General features: G+C 60.5%; 13 protein-coding genes. 6 read left to right on the top strand and 7 right to left on the bottom strand.

Annotated elements, in window-relative coordinates; all coding sequences use genetic code 11:
- Positions 1–329 precede the first annotated feature (329 nt).
- Entirely contained in the window at positions 330–2948 is a 2619-nt protein-coding gene (locus GTP45_RS06270) for a TonB-dependent receptor (RefSeq protein WP_229258353.1), read from the top strand.
- 8 nt (positions 2949–2956) lie between these two features.
- Here GTP45_RS06270 and GTP45_RS06265 read toward each other — a convergent pair whose 3' ends face one another.
- On the bottom strand, positions 2957–3844 hold the full coding sequence (locus GTP45_RS06265) for a LysR family transcriptional regulator (protein ID WP_161013020.1): 888 nt from the start codon (positions 3842–3844) through the stop codon (positions 2957–2959).
- Positions 3845–3921: 77 nt separating this feature from the next.
- On the opposite strand from GTP45_RS06265, the gene GTP45_RS06260 reads away from it, so the two are divergent.
- Positions 3922–4323 carry a CidA/LrgA family protein gene (locus tag GTP45_RS06260; protein ID WP_161013019.1) on the top strand — a complete coding sequence of 134 codons (402 nt, stop codon included), beginning with the start codon at positions 3922–3924 and terminating at the stop codon, positions 4321–4323.
- Positions 4320–5003 carry an LrgB family protein gene (locus tag GTP45_RS06255; RefSeq protein WP_161013018.1) on the top strand — a complete coding sequence of 228 codons (684 nt, stop codon included), beginning with the start codon at positions 4320–4322 and terminating at the stop codon, positions 5001–5003. Before GTP45_RS06260 ends, GTP45_RS06255 begins: the two co-directional genes overlap by 4 nt.
- Here the strand turns inward: GTP45_RS06255 and axe2C are convergent.
- From axe2C to GTP45_RS06225, 6 genes are all read right to left on the bottom strand, one after another.
- A complete protein-coding gene (gene axe2C, locus GTP45_RS06250) occupies positions 4990–6003 on the bottom strand; it encodes a bifunctional acetylxylan esterase/glucomannan deacetylase AxeC2 (protein ID WP_161013017.1) in 1014 nt (337 codons plus the stop codon). The two genes, GTP45_RS06255 and axe2C, sit on opposite strands and share 14 nt — an antisense overlap.
- Before the next feature lie 4 nt (positions 6004–6007).
- Positions 6008–10117 carry a glycosyl hydrolase 2 galactose-binding domain-containing protein gene (locus tag GTP45_RS06245; protein WP_161013016.1) on the bottom strand — a complete coding sequence of 1370 codons (4110 nt, stop codon included), beginning with the start codon at positions 10115–10117 and terminating at the stop codon, positions 6008–6010.
- Positions 10118–10119: 2 nt separating this feature from the next.
- Complete coding sequence (locus GTP45_RS06240) at positions 10120–11328, bottom strand: glycoside hydrolase family 27 protein (protein ID WP_161013015.1); 1209 nt, start codon at positions 11326–11328, stop codon at positions 10120–10122.
- Positions 11325–12647, bottom strand: coding sequence for a glycoside hydrolase 5 family protein (locus GTP45_RS06235; protein ID WP_229258352.1), 1323 nt, complete (start codon positions 12645–12647; stop codon positions 11325–11327). Before GTP45_RS06235 ends, GTP45_RS06240 begins: the two co-directional genes overlap by 4 nt.
- A gap of 188 nt (positions 12648–12835) precedes the next feature.
- On the bottom strand, positions 12836–15028 hold the full coding sequence (locus tag GTP45_RS06230; RefSeq protein WP_161013014.1) for a beta-glucosidase family protein: 2193 nt from the start codon (positions 15026–15028) through the stop codon (positions 12836–12838).
- A complete protein-coding gene (locus GTP45_RS06225; RefSeq protein WP_161013013.1) occupies positions 15025–16284 on the bottom strand; it encodes a sugar MFS transporter in 1260 nt (419 codons plus the stop codon). Before GTP45_RS06225 ends, GTP45_RS06230 begins: the two co-directional genes overlap by 4 nt.
- Positions 16285–16508: 224 nt before the next feature.
- Here GTP45_RS06225 and GTP45_RS06220 point away from each other — a divergent pair, with 224 nt between their 5' ends.
- Genes GTP45_RS06220 through GTP45_RS06210 form a run of 3 tightly spaced genes read left to right on the top strand, consistent with a single transcriptional unit; the run spans position 16509 to position 19664 of the window.
- Positions 16509–17537, top strand: coding sequence for a LacI family DNA-binding transcriptional regulator (locus tag GTP45_RS06220; protein ID WP_161013012.1), 1029 nt, complete (start codon positions 16509–16511; stop codon positions 17535–17537).
- A 2-nt stretch (positions 17538–17539) separates the two neighbouring features.
- Positions 17540–18751 (top strand): AGE family epimerase/isomerase, encoded by a 1212-nt coding sequence (locus GTP45_RS06215; protein WP_161013011.1) that lies wholly within the window; start codon positions 17540–17542, stop codon positions 18749–18751.
- 1 nt (position 18752) lies between these two features.
- A complete protein-coding gene (locus tag GTP45_RS06210; RefSeq protein ID WP_161013010.1) occupies positions 18753–19664 on the top strand; it encodes a carbohydrate kinase family protein in 912 nt (303 codons plus the stop codon).
- The last annotated feature ends 10 nt before the right edge of the window (positions 19665–19674 follow it).

The raw sequence follows: 19674 nt of genomic DNA, 5'->3' as shown, positions 1-19674 counted from the left end.
CTCATCTTAGCTTGCCTTTTCCGTAACAGCACCTCGGCCACCATTAACACTAAGTCATTGATTTTATTAGAACCGGCATCCGCTGCAATTACACTTCCTAACGCCGCCGCATGCAGTTCGCGGGCGCGCTGCAACGCTAAGCAAGAAAAGCTTACAAAACTTAACAAAACTCTTCGAAGGACTGTTGTAACGCAGCGTGTTTAGTAAAGACGGAGAAACTGAAGCCCGTTTTTTGGATTCGTTTGACCCTCCTTGATTAGCCGTTGAATACTGGATTAGCAAAAAAACCAAAAGGAGACAATACGATGTATCACACCAAACGGACTCTCATGAGTCTCGCCATTACTAGCGCCTGCGCGTTGATCAGCACTGCCGCTTGCGCGGAAGAAGACCCGCAAGTACAGGCACAGGATCAAATCCCAGAAGTCAAAGTCACGGCGACGCGCTATTCCACGTCGCTGCTGAAAACTCCGCTGGCCGTGACGGCGCTGAGCCAAGACCAGTTGACGCGCAAGGGCGCCACCAGCCTGCGTGACCTCAGCGGCGAGATGCCCAATGTGGTGATCGAAAACACCGGCCTCGATTCGGCGGTGCAGATCACCATCCGCGGCATCACCTCCACCAACTTCACCGAGACCGGCGACCCGGCAGTCGGCTTCCACGTCGACGGCATGTACTCACCGCGTCCCCAAGGCGCGCAGGCGTTGATGTTCGACCTTGAACAGGTCGAAGTGCTGCGCGGCCCGCAAGGCACGCTGTTCGGCCGTAATTCCACCGGCGGCAGCGTCAATGTGATTCCGGCGAAGCCCGATTGGACCGGCAACTACGGCAAGGCCGATCTGGATCTCGGCAACTACGACAAGAAGCAAATCAATCTGGTGCAGAACGTGGTGGTCAACGACGCGCTGGCACTGCGCGGCACCTTCATGAAAGTGAGACGCGACGGCTACGCGCATCAAACACGCGACGTCAGCGAAGCCAATGCGCCAGCACTGGGCTGGATCCCGAACGGAAAGCCGGACGTGGATCAGCGCTTCAATCGTTATGTCAGCCCGAGCGAGTACTACACCAATCAAAACGAATGGGCCGGCCGCCTCACCGCTCTGCTGAAGGTGAACCGCGATGTCACCGCCAAAGCATCGTACGAAGAATTCCAGGACTCCAGCGCCGGCGGCGCAGCCTTCCGCGATTGCGAAGCCGGTGCAGGCACGCGCTACGCCTGCACCGATCAAGGCAAGTGGGACATCAACGTCAACGTGCCCGGTCATATCGACATGAAGATCCGCACGCTGCGCACCGGCGTGAATTGGAATATCAACGACCATACCAACTTCGATTACACCTTCCAGGTCGCAGACCAGCGCCGTAATGAGATCACCGATGACGACAAGGGTTTGCAGAACGCCGCGCCGTTCCAGATCAACGGCGCGTATCCAAATTCGAAGGACGGCAACTGGGGCACGTGGCCACTGACCGATTCCTTCCACCGTACGCTCGATTCGCGCTACCTGTCGACCGTGCACGAAGCGCAGCTCAAGCAGCAACTGGGTAGCTTGAAATACGTGGCGGGCCTATTCTGGATGCACGAGCGGAATAACATCGACTACGAAATCACCAACACCATCCAGAAGCCTTACGGCGATGTGGGTAGCGTGCTGTATCACCAGCCAAACCGCCAGGTGGATGCGAAGGCAGCCTTCGCGCAAGCCGACTGGCAGTTCATCCCGACGTGGACCGCTACCGCTGGTGCGCGCTACAGCCTGGATAGCAAGGAAGACAAAGGCGGCGAAGTCTATGGCGCCAACTGGATCGGCAACGCCGCCTACTACAACGGCTGGTACTCGCAAGGGACGCCGGGCACGCCGGGCTTCCACGTCCACGACGGCACCGACCTCGCACCGGGCATGGGCGGCAGCGTGGCGGCCTATCATCTGTATGGTTCGCCAACCTCCAATGACCACAAGCAGACGTGGAATAAGGTGACCTGGCGTCTCGGCCTGCAAAAGCAGATCGACAGTAACAAGATGGTGTACGGCTCCGTCTCCACTGGCTACAAGGCCGGCGGTTTCGCCGACAAGACCGACAGCTGCAACTACCACAAGTGCGCCGACGGCAAGCCGGGCGTAGTGACCTTCCTGCCATATGATCCTGAGACGGTCACCAACTATGAGCTGGGCTTCAAGGGCAAGTTCCTCGACAATACGCTGAGTCTTTCGGCCACTGCCTTCTTCATGAAGTACAAGGGCATGCAGCTGACCGGCACGTACTTCGTCAACCAGATCATCCCGGACAACGGCCTGCCCTGCCCGGCCGATCAGCCTAAGTGCGATGTGTATGAAACCTGGCGTACCATCAACGTCGGTAAGGTGAACATTCCGGGCCTCGAACTGGAATGGGATTGGAAGCCATGGCGCGGCGGCCGTATCGGCGGCGGCTTCGCTTACATCAACACCAGTGTGCACGACTTCAATTCGTACAGCGACGATTACCAGTGTGACGTGCGCACGGAACTTGGCCTGCCGGCTTGCCCTGCCGTGTACAACGGCCCGGATAAAACGCTGCTGGGCCGCCGCCTCGCCAACATCGAGGGCAACCACTTGCCGAATACGCCGAAGTACCAGTTCAACGTCAACTTCTCGCAGGAGTTTGGACTGGATAACGGCTACAAGCTGGTGCCGTACGTGAAGGTGAACTGGCGCGACAAGGCTTACTTCGATTTGCTGAATTCGGACTTCGCGCACATCGGCCGTTATCAGAAAGCGTATGCGATGGCCGATGCGTCGGTGCGGTTTGAAGCGCCGGAGGATAAATGGCACGCGGAGCTTTATGTGCGCAATCTGACGGACGAACATGCCAAGACCAGCACCGATTCAGCCTTCGGCGGCTTTATGCGGGCTTACTATGTTGAGCCGCGCATGTACGGCTTCCGCATCGGTGCGAATTTCTAAGCTTAGTTTTACGTCTTAGTTCTCACCAGATCCAGCCAGGCGCGCGCGGCGAACGATAAGTGTCCGCCGCGCCGCCACGCTAGCATCAAATTCCAATCCAGGGCCGGTTCCGCCAACTTCGCGATGGTGAACTGGCCCTGATCCAATGTGTCGCAGAAGACCTTGGGCAGCAGCGTGATCCCCACGCCCAGCCGCACCAGCGATGCGACAAAATCCCACTGGCCACTGCGGCTGCTGATGCGAGGCGTGAAGCCTTCACGTCGGCAGGCGTCGGCAATGATATCGTTCAGGGCGAAGCCTTCGCCATAGAAGATGAAGGCGCTGCCGGCTAGTTCGCGCAGTGCCACGCGCTTGCGGCCTTTCCACGCGGAGTCCTTGGGCGCGAGTAGGCACATGGGCGAGCGCACCAGCGGAAAGGAGTCGAACTCCTGCCAGATTTCCTGGTTGGCGGCGTGATCGAGCAAAGTACCCATTTCCAGCACACCGCTGCGCAAGTCGGCCTCGATGTTTTGCGAGCCGCCTTCGAATAGTTTGAGTTCGATCTGCGGATAGCGGCGGTGGTAGGCGGCCAGCAACGGCGCCAGCGGCGTATGGCCTTGCTGGGTGACGCCCAGGCGCAGGTCGCCGCGCCGCAGCTGTTGCAGGTCTTGCAGCTCCACGCCCATTTCTTCGTGCATGGCCAGCAGCGCGCGGCCGCGTTGCAGCACCACGTTGCCGGCATCGGTCAGGGTGAAGCGCTTGCCGGTGCGTTCCAGCAGGGTCAAATCGAGCGTCTGTTCCAGCTGCTGGATCATTTTGCTGACGGTGGGCTGGGTTACGTGCAGCGTCTCAGCCGCGCGGCTAAAGCTTTGCTGGTCAACGACGGCGACGAAGTAGCGAAGGGCGCGGATGTCCATTATGTATTCCGATATCGAATGATTTTCATAATTTTAATTTATTTTATCTTTGATGCTGGCTTGCCTAGAATGGCACCATGAAACGTATTGTCTACACATTGATGCAGGTGCTTGGGCTGATCGCGGCGTGGTATGCAGCGGATCGGGCGTCTGCCTGGCTGGGATTACCGTTCTCCGGCGGCGTTGTTGGCCTGGTGGTGATGGTCGTGCTGCTGCATAGCGGCCTGCTGCGGCCGACTGCGATCGAGCACGGGGCGGATTGGCTGTTATCGAATATGCTGCTGTTCTTTATTCCGCTGGTGGTGTCGGTGGTGCAGTTCACCGGTTTGTTGAAGCAGGACGGTTTGCGCTTGTTCGCAGCCATCGGTATCGGCTTTACCTGCGTGATGGTCGCCACCGCGTTAACCGTGGAATGGGCCTGCCGCTTCGAGCGTGGGCGCCGTCTGCGTCGATTGCGATCGGTGCGAGGCGCACAATGATTCCCCTGCTGTTTTTGCTGCTGACGCTAGGCCTGTTCTACGCCAATCAGGCTTTGCATCGCCGCTATCCGCGCTGGTGGCTGACGCCGGCCATCGCCACGTCAGCAGTGCTGATCGCGCTGGTGCAGCTATCGGCTACGCCCTTCCCTGTCTACTTTGGCGACACACGCTGGCTGTCCTGGCTACTCGGCCCGGCGACGGTGGCGTTTGCGCTGCCGATCTACCAGTATCGTGAACTGGTGAAGCGCCATTGGCTGGCGCTGACGCTGGGCAGCGTGGCAGGCATCATCGCATCGCTAGGCAGCACTTTGCTGCTGGATCGCTTGCTCGGCCTGCACGGCAGCATGGCGCAAAGCCTGCTGGCTCGCTCGGTGTCGACGCCGTTTGCGCTGGAAGCCACGCACCATCTCGGCGGCTCCGCACAGTTGACAGGCGTGTTCGTGATCATTACCGGCTTATTCGGCATCCTGCTTGGCCAGGCACTGCTAGCCCTCCTGCCGCTGCGCATGCGTATCGCGCGAGGCGCACCGTATGGTGCAGCAGCTCACGGCTTCGGCTTGAGCAAAGCGCGCGCGATTGGGCCGCAAGAAGGCGCAGTCGCCAGCCTCACCATGATTTTCAGCGGCGTGCTGATGGTGCTGCTGGCCCCTGCGCTGGGCCATCTGCTCACCAGTGCATGACAGCGCGCACTTGCGGCAGCAGGTCGTTGACGATGCTGATGTTTTGCTCGCGCGTTGGATGGCCGTCTAACGCATCGCCAGGATAGCCGGTAGAGGCGATGGCGCTTACCCGCTTGTTGTCTACGCGTCGCACAGTCTCCGCGATGTAGCCGCTTAGTGCATCGTGCTTCTCATCGCGCAGGATGCCACCTTCGGTCAGCATGATTTGCGCTTGCGGGTGGTCTTGCAGCAGTGTGTGGACTAGCTTCACGTAGGCTTGCACGTATTGCTCGCGCTCCGGTATTCCTGTCGTCATGTCGTTGGTGCCGATGGCGACCAGGATGGCGTCTGGGCGGTAGTCTTTCTGATTCCACGGCGTGGCGGTAGGCTGAGTGGGCAGCGCCATGCCGTAGTAGTCGATCAGATTCAGCTCATTGGTCTTGCCTTCCCATGTACGGATCAGGCCTCGCCCGCCGTAGCAGACCAGTTGCACTTGCGCGTTCAGTTGCTGGGCCATCAGCATGCCGTAGCTGGCGCGCGGATTGGCCCATGAAGCGCCGGCTTTTTCTCCAGCCACCCGGTCGATGGATGCGCCGCAGGTGACGGAGTCGCCCAGCAGGAGCAGTTTGCGGGCCGGTAGTGCTGGCGCGGCGCGCCACTCGCCATCGGTGTCGAAGCTGAGTAGCGCGGCGCTGCCCTGCCACGTTTCGGAGCGGTTGACGATTTCCACGGTGTGCTTGCCGGGCGCAAGACCGTCTGCCACGGAGAGTGTTTGACGGCCGCTGGCTAGCCGCACCTTGCGCGGCGCGCCGTCCACGATGACATCAAGGTAGCTTTGATCACCGCTAGCCTGCGCGACGGCGCTCAGGCGCGTGCCCTCAAAGTTCATGAAGAAGCTCACGCCGGGATAGCTGAACCGCACACCGCCATCCGCCACCACCTCCACCCGTCCCATGCGGGCAACGTGCGGATCGGCAGCCACGATAGAAGCAGCGAGAGCTACTGCTGCAAAGATCCCCATCTACTTACTCCATCAGTTTGCGAATATCCGGCAGCATGGCGTCCGACCAAATTTGGTAGCCCTTGGCCGTCGGATGCAGGAAGTCGCCCATCACTTCTGCCGACATTTCGCCGTTTGGCTGCAAGAAGCGCTGACCGTAGTCGTGGAACAGCACCTGCTTGCCATCGCCCAGCGTCGCTATCATGCGGTTCATCTCCACCACCTGCTGCCGTTGCGGGCTGCTGGTGAATTGACCATACGGCAGCACCGCATTCAGCAAGATGCGCGAATCTGGATACAACTTGCGCAACTGCGCCACCACCGCCTTCACACCATCAAAGGTCTGCGCCGGCGTCGCGCCGCAGAAGCCCAGGTTGTTGACGCCGATGGTCAGCACCACCAGCTTCGGACGCAGCTTCTCCGCATGGCCATTTTGCAAGCGCCACAACAGGTTGCCGGTATGGTCGCCGCCAATCCCGAAGTTGGCCGCGCGCCAGCCGCCAAAGGAGCGCTGCCAAATCTCCTGATTCCATCCCTCGGTAATCGAGTCACCAACGAACAGCAGATCAATGCCGCCCTTATCGGCGACCGCCACGTCTTCCTTGAACATCTGCTGCCAGCGCTCGCGCGACATCCAGTGGTAATCGATCTTGCGCGGCTCCGGCGTCAAGCTGCATGCCGCGCCATCACCCGCCAAGCCTGACTTGCTGTCCACCGCCAGCGATTGCGGCGCCACGTTCCAGCCGCGCAGCTCCAGCTTCACATCGCCTTCCGCCTTGAAGACTGCCTTCACCGTGCGGCTCTCGCCTGGCGGCAGCGTGACGTAGTTGTCAGAGTAGTAGACCGGCAGCACGCGCGTGCCATCAGCTTTCAACAAAGTCAGCTTGCTGGCCAAGGCAGCAGCACCGTTACGGTTTAGTAGCGTGACTTCCAACTGGCGCTCGCCCGCTGCATCAGCCTTACCCCAGCGCGCAGCAACGCTCAGCGGCACTTGTGGCAACTGGTGCAAAGCCTGCCTATCCTGTGGCGTAGCGCTCGGCCAGTAGATATTCTGCGACACCAGCTGATTGTTCGCGTCACGCAAACTCAAACGCACGATCAGCAGCTTATGCTGCGCCAGCAGCTTATCAAAGCCGAGATCCAGCGGCGCCGATACGCCGCCCGCAGGTGCTTGTACCGGCACGTTAGACCCGCCCAGCAGCTTGCCCTCCACATTCCACGCTGCCCACGTCAGCGTAGCGCCGTTCAAGACAGTCTGCGGATTGTTGACCACCACTACGCGATGATCCGGCAAATTCATTTGCACGTGCACCGGTTCGGACGCACTCTTTACGCCATAGAAAGCAGCATGCGTATCGTAGTCGTGGCTGAGAATCTGCCACATGGTGCTCGGCCATGCGGGCTGCGTCATCCACAGCATGCGACCCGAGTTCTGTGTCCACAAGCCGGCGTTCATGCCTTCGAAAATGGCGCGATGACTGTCGTAATTCATCAACTGCGCCTTGCGTTCAAAGTCCGCCAGCGAGGCCGGCGCACCGTACTCGGTTTCCATCGCCTTGTTGAAGGTCTTGACGCCGCCGTTGCCGTCCGGGTGCCAATCGTGATACGCCACCGTGTCCCCCAGCGGCCATTGATCGGTCACCGGCACTGCGGCCTTGATCGATTCCAGCGTCGGGAATGATTGCGTGCCCACTTCCACCGAAAAGCCCTTGGCGTGATCGGTGAAGTAGCTGGCGGCAGGCTGATAGTTATACGGGCCGCTATTTTGCAGATTGACGCGATTGGAACTGCCGGTGTACCAGCGCGTGCCATCGAGCTTGTAGATCATGGCTTCCAGCGCTTCGTTCAGCACCGGCTGCGGCACGCCCTCGTTACGGCCGAACCACAACACCACCGACGGGTGATTGCGATAGCGCTTTACCACGTCGCGCGCGTTTTCCATGAACAGGTTGACGTCTTGCGGCTCCAGGTTGTAGTCCTGCGTGGAGGCCCAGAAGTCGTTCAGTACCATCAGGCCGTATTCGTCTGCCAGATCAAAGAAGGATTCTTCGGTATTCTGGCCTACCCAGTTGCGAATGATGTTGACGTTGGCATCGCGGTGCAAGCGGAAGTAAGGCTCCAGCCGTTCGCGTTCGACGCGCTTGCGCCAATCTTCCGTGCCCCAGTTGCCGCCGCGCGCGGCAATGCGCACGCCGTTCACTTTGATGACGAGGAAAGGACTGAGCGAGGTATCGGGCAACGTCTTGATGGCGGTGGTGCCGTCGGCTTCCGCGCGCAGGCCGGTGGCCCAGTTGTTGTCGGCCAGCTTCTTGATCGCCTGATGGCGTCCATCGGTGATGCGTACGCCCAGCTCATGGCCCTTGGTGAAGTCAGCTTCCACGCGGCGCAGGTGGCCGCTTTGGTCGACCAGCGACAGTTCGTAGGTTACAGCACGCACGCCGAAACGCGTGCTGCTGGCGTCGGAGAGTTGGCCGCCCTGCACTGCTTCCAGTTTCAGCTCGTGCAGATCGGGCGCGCCGTAGCCGTTGGGCCACCACAGTTTTGGATTCTTCAGTTTCAGCTTGTCGAAGCGGACGGTTTGCTCACCCGGCGCCAGCGTGACTTCTTTGCTGATCTGGATCGGCTTCATGCTGCCGTCGCGGCGCGTGATCGTGGCGCGGACAGTAGTGCGTTGCGCAGTGCGCGACAAGTTGGTGACCGGGACTTCGATGCTGACGTCGGCTTCGCTGTTGTCAGCTTTCGGCAGCGCGGTGATAACGTGAGCGTCGCCCAGCTTCAGGTCATACGTAGCGCGCAGGACTACGTCTTGCCACAATCCGGTGTTGCGGTCGCGGACGGACGGAATCCAATCCCATCCCTCGGAGGCGATGAAGGTCGGGCCGTCTTGCGCGAGGGTGCCGCCATTTTCGCCGACGCCTGCGGTCATCGATTCTTCTTGCGGGATGCCGGGATGCGGCGGGGGCGAAACTTTGACGGCGATGACGTTTTGCCCCTTGGTCTTCAGGTATGGGCTGATGTCGAAGGTGCCGCGTATGAAAGCGCCTTTCATGCCGCCTAGTTTGCGGCCGTTGATCCAGACCTCGGCCTCGTAGTTGACGCCCTTGAAGGTGACAAACAGGTGTTGGCCTGCTTTGAAACCGGCTGGCAGGTCGAAGGCGCTTCTGTACCAGTAGTCTTGCTTGTTGAGTTGCTCGGGGATGGCGAGGTTGTTCAGGCCATAGTCAGGGTCTGGGTAGACGCCGCGATCGACCAGCGTGGTGAGAACCGTGCCGGGTGTGGTGGTGGCATACCAGCCAGCCGCGTTGAACGATGGCGATGAGATTTGTTCGGGCGAGGCGCGTACTTCAGGTGCGGCTTGCAACTTCCATGCCTTGAGCGTCCAGAGGTTCAACGCTTCCTGCGCGAGTGCCGGGCCGGCGTAGGCTGGCTTGGCCACGGGAGTTTGCAGGGGCGAGCCTGATTTCGGCAGCGTCCACGGGTCTTGCGGCGCAAGTTGGCCGTACATCTGGCGGACTTGGATCGGCCATGATGGGCTGCCGGTTTCGAAGTTGATCAGCGCGTCCGTGGGCGGCGTGGCCGCAGCCGCGCGCACGGCGTTGTCCGCCAGCGCAGCGCCGGTAACGACAAAGCCCGCGATGCGGCCCGCATAGCCAGCCGACACAGAACTACGTGGGCCGAGCGACACTTGCGCCGCCGATCCGCTGGCCGCCGGCAGCGTTGCATCGCGGCGTGCCACGGCGGCGCCGTTGGCGTAGAGCGTGATCTGCTTGCCGTCGTAGCTGGCGGCGAGATGAGTCCACGCGTTGGACGCTAGCGCCAGCGGCGACACCACTTCCACGCCGTAGCCGCAGAAACTGAATTTTCCATCCACGCTGCACAAGAACCATCCTGTCCCAGCCTGCGCGCCAGTGACGCCGGCAATCAGCGTGCGCCCTGCTGCCGGCTCGCTTGGTTTGAACCAGCCGCTTAAGCTGAACGGCTGCAGCGACGCTGTGCCAAAGATCTCGCCCTGCGTCACCTTCTTCAGCAAACCATCACTGGCCGCCGGAAACTCCGCGTTATACGGCCCCCACTGGCTCCCTGCCTGCGCAGCCGCCGAGGCCAGCGCCATCAACATCATCAACTTGCGATTCATATTTATCCTCGCGCCTTCAGGCGCAACAACAGCACACTATGCGGTGCGATTTTGGCGTCCAGCTTCTTGCTCGTATCACCAAGCTTTCCACTCCAGACATCGATCCAGTTAAAGGTCGTCTTCTTGAAATCGGCCTCGCGCTTGCTTAGGTCATCGCTGATCTGATGCGCCTTCCAGTCATAGTTCAAGGCCACGGCATGCTCACCGCGATTCAACACCATTAGCGCCCACTCGCCATCCGCCATCGGCTTGGCCCAATATTCCAGTGAGCCGGACGCCATGAACCTCCACGCCTGCACACCCAGCTTGTCCTGACTGACCGCAATCACGTCTTTATTGGACAAGATGCGGCGCGTCGGTTCGGGCATGCTGCGCAGGTCATTGCCGAGAATGAGGGGCGACGCCATCATCGCCCAGATGGCAAAGTGCGCGCGATCCTCATCCTCCGTCATGCCCATGCCTACTTCCAGCATGTCCATATCGTTCCAGTGTCCCGGCCCCGCGTATTTGCGCAAGCCGGCCTGCTTGTCGAGGATGCGCAACACGCCCAGCGACGACCATGAGCCATGACTAAACTCACAATCCCAGCACGGATAAATGTCGCCCGTGGTACGCCACGAGTGGCCCACGCCTGCGGCCCATTCCCACGGCTTGCTGTCGCCCCATTCGCACATGCTGAACAACATCGGCCGGCCGGCGCTGCGGATGGCGTCGCGCATGGTGGTGTAGGCGCCGACCGAGTTCAGGCCTTTGCTATCGCACCAGTCGTACTTGACGTAGTCCACGCCCCATGCGGCATAAGTGATGGCGTCTTGGTACTCGTGCCCACGGCTGCCGGGCCGGCCGCCGCAAGTGGTCGCGCCGGCGTCGGAGTAGATGCCCAGCTTAAGACCCTTGCTGTGCACATAGTCGGCCAGCGCCTTCATCCCAGACGGGAAGCGCTCGGCGTCTGGCTGAATCACGCCGCGCTCATCGCGCTTGCCATGCCAGCAGTCGTCGATATTGACGTACTGGTAGCCCGCATCCTTCAGGCCCAGTTTCACCATCGCGTCCGCAGTATCGCGGATCAACTGCTCGTTGATATTGCAGGCGAAGGTATTCCAGCTGTTCCAGCCCATTTGCGGCGTGGCGGCTAGTCCGTCAAACTTCTGCGCGTGAGCGCCGGTGCTAATGCCGGCGGCAAGCACCAGCAAGGTCAGGGAGCGCTTCATCGTTTGATCGCATTCAGACGGTCGGCATACTCCTTGATCAGCAAAAGCGAGCTGACGTCGGAATCAAACACCGAGTACAAGCCTTGCTCTTCCTGCGGTGGATCGCCGACAAAATCATTCCCCGGCTTCCACCAGTAATCGGCATTGGCGGCGCGGCCCGCACCACCCCACGCCCAGAAATTGAAGCCGGCAATCGGATCGCCCTTGCTCGCGCGGGTAGCGACGATCTCGAACACTTCGCGGTAGAAGCGGTCGCGTATCTTGGTGGTCGCCTTGATGCTGAACGATGGGCCGTCGCGATCCAGGCCAAACTCCTCCAGCACGATTGGCTTGCCCAGCTTCTTGGCCAGCTCGATGTGCGAGTTCAGATAATCGTGGCTCTTGACGATGGCGTTATCCCAGGTGCCGCTTGGGTTGTTGGAGTCGAACCAGCCCCAGTTTTTCGGCCACAGGTGATAAGTCAGATAGTCGATATTCCTGGTGCGGTGCGCATCGAGATAAAGCTGCGCATCCTGCGCCGAACCGGCCAAGCCCTCGCTGCCGCTGCTGACCAGGTGATTCTTATCGAGGCTATGAATGTAGCCCGCTACATCGTCGATCCACTTGACATAGACTGCCTTCTCTTCCGGCGTCGCTTTGCCGTTGCCCGGACGCGGTTCGTTAGCCAGCTGCCACGACAGGATATGCGTATCTTCGGTGTAGGGCTTGCCGGTGATGGTGTTCACGCGCTTGACGATCTTGGCGATCACGTTGCGATACTCGGCTTGCGCGTCGGCGTTGCGGTAGAAACCTGCGTTCTTCTGCATGAAGGTATCGTAGTCCTTGGTCACGTTCGGATCCAGCGCCGGCGTGCCTTCGAACCAATTCAGGTACTGCGTCATGCCGCCCGACCATTGCCAGAAATTGTTCAGGTAAAGCACCACCGTCATATCGCGCTTGGCGACTTCCGCCATCAGGAAGTCCAGGCCGGCCAGCAGTTCTTCGTCGTACTGGCCCGGTGCGTTGGTGGTGGCTGGGCTGACGGCGCTTTTCATTTCCGTTTTCTCGGACACCGCCAGCACGCGCAGGTTGTTGATGCCGATGGCCTTCATGTTATCCAGCTCTTTTAGCAGGCGCGCGCGTTCACCCACGCCGCTGGCTGCACCAAGATAGCCGCCGTACCAGAAGTTGGCGCCGACGATGTAGTAGGCCTGTCCCTTGCGGGCGAAGTGGGTATTTTTGACGGTGACGAAGTCGCTCTTGGCGGCTGGTGCTGCTTCAACGATGCCGACCGCGCCGAGCATCATCGCGGCGGCACAGAATTTGTACAGTTGTTTCAAGTCTCGCTCCTTGGTTTGATAGTGGGGTTGACGTTGCATGCCGCTTAAAAAGTATGCGGCACCGACCCAACCCGCACACCGCTGCGGCCAGGGTCTGACCCCGTACGGGGTCAGACCCTTTCGTTTGGGGTACTAGTGACAGCACACCTGTTACACCTCAACTACGATGCATAAGTTGTAACCCGTTTTTATTTTCCCGCGACGTTCAGCGTTCGCTGCGGCAGTTGAACCGTGACGCTCGCAGCTTTGGCGTCCGCTGCGTCCTGCGCCAGCAGCACTTTGTAGCCGCCCTTGGCGATGCGCCACGTTTTGCTGCGGCTGTCGAATACGCCCAGCAGGCGCGGATCAACGGTCACGCTGACTTCCTTGCTTTCGCCCGGAGCCAATTCCACCTTGTCCCAGCCGGCGAGGCGCTTGGGCGCTTCCCACTTGGCGTTCAGCGGCGACACGTATAGCTGCGGCACGTCTTTGCCCTTCGCCGCGCCGGTGTTGGTGACCTTGAAGCTAACCGACAGCTTGCCATCTTTCTGACTAGCGGCCAGGCCCGAATATTCAAACTGCGTGTACGACAAGCCATGACCAAACGGGAACAGCGGCTTCAAGCCCTTGAGGTCAAACCACTTGTAGCCTACCGCCGCACCTTCGTGATAATTGACGGTGAAGCGCACAGTCTCGTTCTTAGGATCGCCATCCAGTTTAGGACGCGGCAGCTGGCTTTCCGATGCTGGGAAAGTCGCCGGCAAGTGGCCGGACGGATTCACCTCGCCAAACAGCACGCGCGCTATCGCCTCGCCGCCGCTGGTGCCCGGATACCACGCTTGCAAAATACCGGCCGCTTGATCAACCCACGGCATCAGCACCGGGCCGGAAGTCTCCAGCACCACCACGGTTTTCGGATTGGCCTTCGCTACCGCGCCGATCAGCGCATCCTGGTTATCCGGCAAGGACAGCGACACCGCATCCAGCGCCTCGCCTACCCACTGCTGGCCAAACACCAGCACCACGTCCGCACCGGCCGCCGCTTGCGCAGCGGCGGCCGGATTGCGGCCATCGTTGTAGACAACTTGCGCGCCCGGCGCGCGCGCCTGAATCGCCTTCAGCGGCGATGACGGGTGGTACATCACAGGCCCCGGCCACGAAGTCGGCGCGATGCCCGGCACGGCATTGCCGCCAATCGGATACACCAGCGACGAGCCGCCGCCAGCCAGCACACCCACATCCGCATGCGCGCCGATGATGACGATTTTCTCGACGCCCGCTTTCAGCGGCAGCACGTTGCCCGCGTTCTTCAGCAATACCATGCCCTCTTCCGCGTCGGTGCGGCTCACCAGGTTGTGCGCGGTGAAATCGATTGCACCACCTTCCGCAACAGGGTTGTCGACCACACCTTTATCGAACATGGCGCGCAGCACGCGGAACACCATGTTATCCAAACGCGCTTGCGGCACATGGCCGTTGGCCACGGCTTCTTCCAGCGCGCCGCCAAAGTACTGCGACTTGTCGAACTCCCAGCCGGACTGCTGATCCAGGCCGGCGTTGGCCGCTTCCACCGTACTGTGGGTCGCGCCCCAGTCGGTCATGACGTAGCCTTTGTAGCCCCAGTCCTTCTTCAGAACTTGATTAAGCAGGTAATCGCTCTCGCAGGCATATACGCCGTTCAAGCGGTTGTATGAGCACATGACCGAACCGGGATCGGCCTGCTCCATCAGGAACTGGAAGGCCAGCAGGTCGGACATGCGATTGCTGGCGTCATCGAGACGCGCGTCGAGAATGAAGCGGCCAGTCTCCTGATCATTAACCGCGTAATGCTTCATGGTAGCGATGATGTTATTCGACTGGATGCCCTTTACCTGCTGCGCCACCATGGTGCCAGCCAGCAGTGGATCTTCACCAGCGTATTCAAAGTTACGGCCGTTGCGCGGCTCGCGCAGCAGATTGACGCCGCCCGCCAGCATGACGTTGAAGCCGGAAGCACGCGCTTCCGCACCGATCATCGCGCCGCCTTTGTACGCCAATTCGCGGTTCCACGTCGCCGTAGTAGCAAGGCCGGACGGCAGCGAGGTGCGCTCGCGCGGCGTCTTGGTCGCTTGCGTGGCGACGCCCAAACCTGCGTCAGTTTCAAACAGCGCCGGCAAGCCAAGACGGGGCACGCCTTCGATATAGCCTGCCGAAGAAGGCAGTGCGGCCGGATGCTTCTTGGTCTTGTTGCCGAAATCGGAACCAAAGTGGCCCAGCACCCAGCGCAGTTTCTCTTGCTGCGTCATCGCTTGCAGCGCGAGTTCGGCGCGCTTGTCGGCGCTCAGCGATTTGTCCATCCATGGTTCCGCCGCATGCGCCGACAATGCGGCGAGCGCCAGTGCTACAGCAAGCTTCAACTTCATACAGTCTCCTTGTTGTTATACATGCCAGCGTATTTCAGGCCGAAGTACAGGATAAAGGTGTAGCAGGCGGCCGGCACGAAGAACGACCATTGCAGGCCGATGGTGTCTGCCAGCAGGCCTTGCGCGAACGGCACCAGCGCGCCGCCGACAATCGCCATGCACAAAATGCCCGAGCCTTGGCCGGTTTGTTTGCCCAGCTTATGCAGCGCCATGCTGAAGATGGTCGGGAACATGATGGAGTTGAACAGGCCGACCGCGATAATCGACCACATGGCCAACTGGCCGTGGCCAAAGATCGCTACCAGGATCAAGATGATGGAAGCCGCCGAATTGAATGCCAGCGCCTTGCCCGGACTAACGTAGCGCATCACGGCAAAGCCAATGAAACGGCCGATCATGGCGCCACCCCAGTAGTAGCTGACATAGTGCGCAGCCACGCCGGCCGGCAAGCTGGCCACGTTGGCGTCGCCGAGGAAGTTAATCAGGAAGCTGCCGATGCTGACCTCACCGCCAACGTACAGGAAGATGCCGATGGCGCCCAGCAGCAGGTGGCGATGCGCCAGCACGCCGGTTACAACGCTGGTGGCGACATCGTCGTCGGCATGGCTGATTTTTGGCAGGCGCACCAGCGCGAACAGCAAGGCCAGCGCCAGCAACGCGCCGGCCAGCGCAAGGTATGGGCCTTGCACCGCTGCCGCTTCTTCGGCCTTGGTGCGTACTACGTTGGTCACGCCTTCCGACAGAATCAGCATGCCGCCAAGTGCCGGCGCAATCGTGGTGCCCAGCGAATTAAACGCCTGCGTCAAGGTCAGGCGGCTGGATGCGGTGGCCGGCGCACCAAGCACCGTCACGTAAGGATTAGCGGCCACCTGCAAGATGGTGATGCCGCTCGCCAGAACGAAGAACGCCAGCAGGAATAAAGCGTAGCCGCTCATCGAGGCCGGGAAAAACAGCGCACAACCGGCAGCCGCCAATACCAGGCCGCTCACCGCGCCGCGCTGGTAGCCGATCTTCTTGATCAGCATCCCGGCCGGCAGCGAAACAATGAAGTACGCGCCGAAGAAGCAGAACTGCACCAGCATGGCCTGCACGTAGTTCAGCGTATAGATCGATTTCAGGTGCGGAATCAGCACGTCGTTGAGTGAAGTCAGCAAGCCCCACATGAAGAACAGCAGCGTGATGATGACCAGCGGGACGGTGTTGCCGCCCTGCGTATGGTCGTGCGGACGCAAAGTTGCGGATGCAACGTGTTCCATAAACGTCTCCTCGTATGGATGGTTTTTATATTAATGAAAACGATTCTGCATAGTTGCCTGCGTACGGTCAAACAACATGTGTTTTTTGGTCTCAGTTTAGCCATCCTTACTAAACGGATCGCGTTTAGTAAATTGCGCTAAACTCAACGGCCAATTGGAAGTGTCGTTTGACCGTCAATAGACGCCTATGCAAGACTTCATTCATACGAGGAGACATAAGAAAAATGGGCACCAACGTAACGATCAGGGATATTGCCCGCGTCGCAGGCGTGTCGGCGGGGACGATTTCACGCGCATTGAAAAATGAGCCGGGACTGACCGAGGCCACTCGCCAAATGGTGCTGGAGACGGCGCGCGACCTGGGTTACGATTTTTGCAAGCTGCGTCCTAAACGTTTGCGCCGCCTGACCTTCCTGCTGCACCGCCAGCACAACACGGCGTCCAGCAGCCCGTTTTACTCGCCGGTGCTGCACGGCGCCGAGGAAGCCTGCCGCAAGCAAGGCATCGTGTTGTCGTTTATGGCGGTGGGCCCGGCCGATGGCTTGATCGACCAAATCCGCATGCACGCGCCGGACGGCATTGTGTGCGCTGGTTTCTTTGAGCCGGAAACGCTGAGCGCCTTGCGCTCCACCGGCAAGCAGTTGGTGCTGATCGATATGAAGCTGCGCGGTTACAGCTCGGTCAACCCGGACAATATGATGGGCGGCTACCTCGCCACCAAGCACTTGATCGACACCGGCCGCACGCGCGTCGGCTTCATCTCCGGCCCTCTGGCGCACTATTCGATCCGCGAGCGCGCACGCGGCTACCGGCAAGCGCTGTTCGAGGAAGGCATTCTGGCCGATCCGCGCATGGAAGCCTGCCTGCCGGACGGCGTCGATCTGGAAACCGGTGCATGGGAGGCGATGGAGCAGTTGCTGGATTTGCCGCATCCGCCGGACGCGGTGTTCTGCTACAACGACAGCGCCGCACTGGTGGCAATGCGCTGCTGTTTAGCGCGCGGGCTGAAAGTCCCGCACGATATTGCCATCGTCGGCTTCGACGATATTTCGACCGCCGTGCTGGGGCACCGCCCCCTGACCACGCTGCGCATCGATAAGAAATCACTGGGCGCGTTGGGCGTGGATTTGCTGCTCAATGGCCCGCACGAAGAACCGGTGGAGAAAACCTCGCCGGTGGAATTAATCATACGCGCCAGCACCGTCATGGACGGCTGGCGACCGAAGAACCTAGTAACCTTCAAACGGACCTGAAGATGGCCCCTGATTTCCGATCCCGCACCACCCTGCTGAACCACATCCGCCACACCAAGCAATTCTATGATGCCCGCTGCATTGATCCTAGCGGCGGCCTGTATCACTTTTATAAAGATGACGGCACGGTCTATGACGCGCATACGCGCCACCTTGTCAGCAGCACGCGTTTCGTCTTTAACTATGCGATGGCGTGGCGGCAGTTCGGCGATGTGGCGGATCGGCAGCGGCTGCGGCAAGCGTTGGCCTTCCTGCGCGAAGCTCACCGCAATCCGGCCACCGGCGGCTATGCATGGCAGCTGGATTGGAACAATGGCGTAGGCCGCGTTACGGACGGCACCAATCACTGCTACGGCCTGGCCTTTGTGCTGCTGGCTTACAGCCATGCGCTGATGGCCGGCGAAATGCAAGCCGCGCCGTGGATCGATGAAACCTTTGAGTTGATGGAAAAGCGTTTCTGGGATCCGAAGTACGGCCTGTACGCCGACGAAGCCAGCGCCGATTGGTCGACGCTCGACGGCTATCGCGGCCAGAACGCCAACATGCACGCTTGCGAAGCGCTGATCGCTGCCTTTGAAGCGACCAACAACCGTGCCTACCTGCTGCGCGCGGAAACGCTGGCGCACAACATCACCATGCGCCAGGCCGCGCTGGCCGACAACATGGTGTGGGAACACTACCATGCCGATTGGACGGTGGACACGGAATACAACCGCCACGACAAGAGCAATATCTTCCGACCGTGGGGCTACCAGCCGGGCCACTTGACCGAGTGGGCCAAGCTGTTGCTGCTGCTGGAACGCCACGGCGCGCACCTCGCCAACAATCCTAACTGGCTGCTGCCACGCGCGGTGGAGTTGTTCGACACGGCGCTGGCAAAAGCATGGGATCATCAACACGGCGGCATCTACTACGGCTTTGCGCCGGACGGCAGCATTTGCGATGACCTCAAATATTTCTGGGTACAGGCAGAGAGCCTTGCTACCGCTGCGCTGCTGGCGGCGCGCACGGGCGAGGCGCGCTACTGGACGTGGTATGACAAGATCTGGAATTACAGCTGGGAGCATTTCGTCGACCATCAGCATGGCGCCTGGTATCGCATCCTCGGTGCGGACAACAGCAAGCTGACCGACGAGAAAAGCCCGGCAGGCAAAGTGGATTACCACACCATGGGCGCGTGCTACGAAGTGCTTAATGTGCTGAAGAAGGACTGAGATGACAGCCTTCCCTTCCTTTGTGGCGGCGGGCGAAGCGCTCACCGATATGATCGTGCAGGACGCGGCACAGCAGCAGTGGCTGAGCCAAACCGGCGGCTCGACCTGGAACGTGGCGCGCGCCATGGCCAAGCTGGATGTGCTGACCGCGTTTGCAGGCGCTATCAGCAGCGACGTATTTGGCGACGCGTTGTGGCAGGCCAGCGAGGCGGCGCGGCTCGATCTGCGCTTCCTCCAGCGTTACAAAAACTCTCCTTTGCTGGCGATCGTGCATCGCACCGATCCGCCAGCCTATTTCTTCGTCGGCGACGACAGCGCCGATTTACAGTTTGACGCCGCTCTACTGCCGGAGGGCTGGCGCGCACACTGCAAATGGGTGCATTTCGGCGGCATCAGCCTTGCGCGGCAACCGCTGGCGGGCAAGCTGGTGGCGCTGGCCGAACAGCTGAAGCGCGATGGTGTGCGCATCAGCTACGATCCAAACTACCGCTTGCTGATGGACGCCAGCTATGACGCCACGCTGCGCCGCATGACCGAGCTGGCGGACGTGGTCAAGGTGTCGGAAGAGGATTTGGAAGGCCTGTTCCGCACCAAGGATATTGAAGGTGCATTCGCCACGCTGCGCAGTTGGAATCCGGCGGCGACCTACTTGTACACCAAGGGTGGCAACGGCGCATCGCTGCACGTGGGACACGACTCGTGGTCGCTGCCTGCGCCGAAGATCAACGTGGTGGACACCGTGGGCGCGGGTGACGCCAGCATCGCTGCGCTGGCGTGGAGCATGATGCATCGTGCCAATGCCACGCCGTTGCAGCACTTGCAGTTCTCGGTGGCGGCCGGCGCTGCGGCCTGTCTCGGCCAAGGTGCATCGCCGCCGTCGCTGGCGGATATCGAGAACCTTACGAACTTGTAATGTAGTTCGT

The organism is Duganella rivi, assembly GCF_009857435.1.
GTDB lineage: Bacteria > Pseudomonadota > Gammaproteobacteria > Burkholderiales > Burkholderiaceae_D > Rugamonas > Rugamonas rivi.
The sequence above is the reverse complement of the archived record's forward strand: the minus strand, read 5'-3'. Positions and strand labels throughout refer to the sequence as shown.

What these genes read in the sequence shown, in the direction of transcription:
- GTP45_RS06270 (WP_229258353.1), top strand. Translation starts at nt 330, where the DNA reads ATGAGTCTCGCCATTACTAGCGCCTGCGCGTTGATCAGCACTGCCGCT.
- GTP45_RS06265 (WP_161013020.1), bottom strand. Translation starts at nt 3,844, where the DNA reads ATGGACATCCGCGCCCTTCGCTACTTCGTCGCCGTCGTTGACCAGCAA.
- GTP45_RS06260 (WP_161013019.1), top strand. Translation starts at nt 3,922, where the DNA reads ATGAAACGTATTGTCTACACATTGATGCAGGTGCTTGGGCTGATCGCG.
- GTP45_RS06255 (WP_161013018.1), top strand. Translation starts at nt 4,320, where the DNA reads ATGATTCCCCTGCTGTTTTTGCTGCTGACGCTAGGCCTGTTCTACGCC.
- axe2C (WP_161013017.1), bottom strand. Translation starts at nt 6,003, where the DNA reads ATGGGGATCTTTGCAGCAGTAGCTCTCGCTGCTTCTATCGTGGCTGCC.
- GTP45_RS06245 (WP_161013016.1), bottom strand. Translation starts at nt 10,117, where the DNA reads ATGAATCGCAAGTTGATGATGTTGATGGCGCTGGCCTCGGCGGCTGCG.
- GTP45_RS06240 (WP_161013015.1), bottom strand. Translation starts at nt 11,328, where the DNA reads ATGAAGCGCTCCCTGACCTTGCTGGTGCTTGCCGCCGGCATTAGCACC.
- GTP45_RS06230 (WP_161013014.1), bottom strand. Translation starts at nt 15,028, where the DNA reads ATGAAGTTGAAGCTTGCTGTAGCACTGGCGCTCGCCGCATTGTCGGCG.
- GTP45_RS06225 (WP_161013013.1), bottom strand. Translation starts at nt 16,284, where the DNA reads ATGGAACACGTTGCATCCGCAACTTTGCGTCCGCACGACCATACGCAG.
- GTP45_RS06220 (WP_161013012.1), top strand. Translation starts at nt 16,509, where the DNA reads ATGGGCACCAACGTAACGATCAGGGATATTGCCCGCGTCGCAGGCGTG.
- GTP45_RS06215 (WP_161013011.1), top strand. Translation starts at nt 17,540, where the DNA reads ATGGCCCCTGATTTCCGATCCCGCACCACCCTGCTGAACCACATCCGC.
- GTP45_RS06210 (WP_161013010.1), top strand. Translation starts at nt 18,753, where the DNA reads ATGACAGCCTTCCCTTCCTTTGTGGCGGCGGGCGAAGCGCTCACCGAT.